The 1,577-nt window shown below is 65.9% G+C and carries 3 protein-coding genes; 1 reads left to right on the top strand and 2 read right to left on the bottom strand.

What is annotated here, in order from left to right:
* A partial coding sequence (locus ACFY5C_RS41475) for a GntR family transcriptional regulator (RefSeq protein WP_389455260.1) occupies positions 1 to 241 on the bottom strand: 241 nt, incomplete at its 3' end.
* Between the two features lie 231 nt (positions 242 to 472).
* Here ACFY5C_RS41475 and ACFY5C_RS41470 point away from each other — a divergent pair.
* The gene (locus ACFY5C_RS41470) at positions 473 to 1,351 is read left to right on the top strand and encodes a D-alanyl-D-alanine carboxypeptidase family protein (RefSeq protein WP_179199203.1); all 879 of its coding nucleotides are present in this window, start codon (positions 473 to 475) and stop codon (positions 1,349 to 1,351) included.
* Between the two features lie 76 nt (positions 1,352 to 1,427).
* Here the strand turns inward: ACFY5C_RS41470 and ACFY5C_RS41465 are convergent.
* On the bottom strand, positions 1,428 to 1,577 hold a 150-nt coding region (locus tag ACFY5C_RS41465), incomplete at its 5' end, for a 2-oxo acid dehydrogenase subunit E2 (protein WP_389455262.1).

Here is a 1,577-nt window from a genome sequence, read left to right as displayed (position 1 = left end):
CGGAGACCGGCAGGACCAGGGCGCCCTTCTTCGGGTAGAGCTTGAGCAGCCCCTCGGCCTCCAGCCGCAGCAGCGCCTCGCGGACGGGGGTGCGGGAGACCCCGACGGCGTCGGCGAGTTCGCCCTCGGTGAGCAGCGTGCCGCCCTCGTACCGGCGTTCCAGGACGCCCTGTTTCACATGGCCGTAGACGCGGTCGGCGGCGGGCGGCTGCTTCACGGGGGCGGGCGGGGCGGTAGGCATGCCCACAGCATAGATACAACACGTACGCAAGGGTCGGCCGGTCCACGATGCGGACCCGTCCGGTGGAATCTCCCGGCAAAGAAGCACCGTCCGGACCAGCGGCGGCACAACCAAGTGTGCTACTTACGTGTCACACACGTGCGGCCCCACTTTCTTCCCCTCCAACTCGGCCGCACCGCAGGGGCATAAGACGTAATCGGGGTAAATCAGTTGATAACTGCACACAAGGGCATGCGCGTTCGCAGAGCCGCCGCCGTCGTCCTGACGACCGGCGCCGTGTTCGCCACCGGCGCCCTCACGGCGGCGCCCGCGCAGGCCGTCACCACGCCCTCGATCAATGCCAAGGGCGGGTTCCTGATGAACAGCGCCAACGGCAAGACGCTTTTCACGAAGTCGGCGGACACGAAGCGGCTGACCGCCTCGACGACGAAGGTCATGACCGCGAAGGTCGTGCTCTCGCAGTCGAACCTCAATCTCGACACGAAGGTGACCATAAAGAAGGAGGTCAGCAACTACATCGTGTCCAAGGGGGCGTCCTCGGCGAACCTGATCGTCGGTGACAAGGTCACCGTCCGTCAGCTGCTGTACGGGATGATGCTCAAGTCCGGCTGCGACGCCGCGATGACGCTCGCCGACAAGTTCGGCACCGGCTCCACGGTCAACGCCCGCGTGAAGTCGTTCATCGGCAAGATGAACACCATGGCGAAGAGCCTCGGCATGACGAACACGCACTTCGACTCGTTCGACGGCATCAGCAACGGCTCGAACTACTCGACCCCGCGCGACCTGACCAAGCTGGCCCGCAGCGCGATGAAGTCCTCGACGTTCAAGACCGTCGTCAAGACGAAGTCCTACACGGCGAAGACCATCACCAAGACCGGCTCCACCCGCACGATGGCGGCCTGGAAGAACACCAACACCCTGCTCGGCTGGAACGGCACGCTCGGCGTGAAGACCGGCTCGGGCAGCGAGGCGAAGTACTGCCTCGTCTTCGCGGCCACCCTCAACGGCGAGTCCGTGATCGGCACCGTGCTCACCGCCTCCTCGGAGGCCAACCGCACGGCGGACGTGAAGAAGCTCATCACCTACGGCTACGCCAAGATCAGCTGACCTTCGGCGAGCGGTCGGGCATGACGAAAGGGGCGGTCACCGCGAGGTGACCGCCCCTTTCAGCGCCTTCCGGGGCTCACGCCCAGGTGATCAGCCGCTTGGGCTGCTCCAGGATCGCCGCCACGTCCGCGAGCACCTTGGAGCCCAGCTCGCCGTCGACCAGGCGGTGGTCGAAGCTCAGCGCCAGCGTGGTGACCTGACGCGGCTTCACCTTGCCCTTGTGGAC

Source organism: Streptomyces sp. NPDC012935 (genome assembly GCF_042900345.1).
GTDB lineage: Bacteria > Actinomycetota > Actinomycetes > Streptomycetales > Streptomycetaceae > Streptomyces.
Note: the sequence above shows the minus strand (reverse complement) of the source record. Positions and strands in the feature narration are given on the sequence as shown.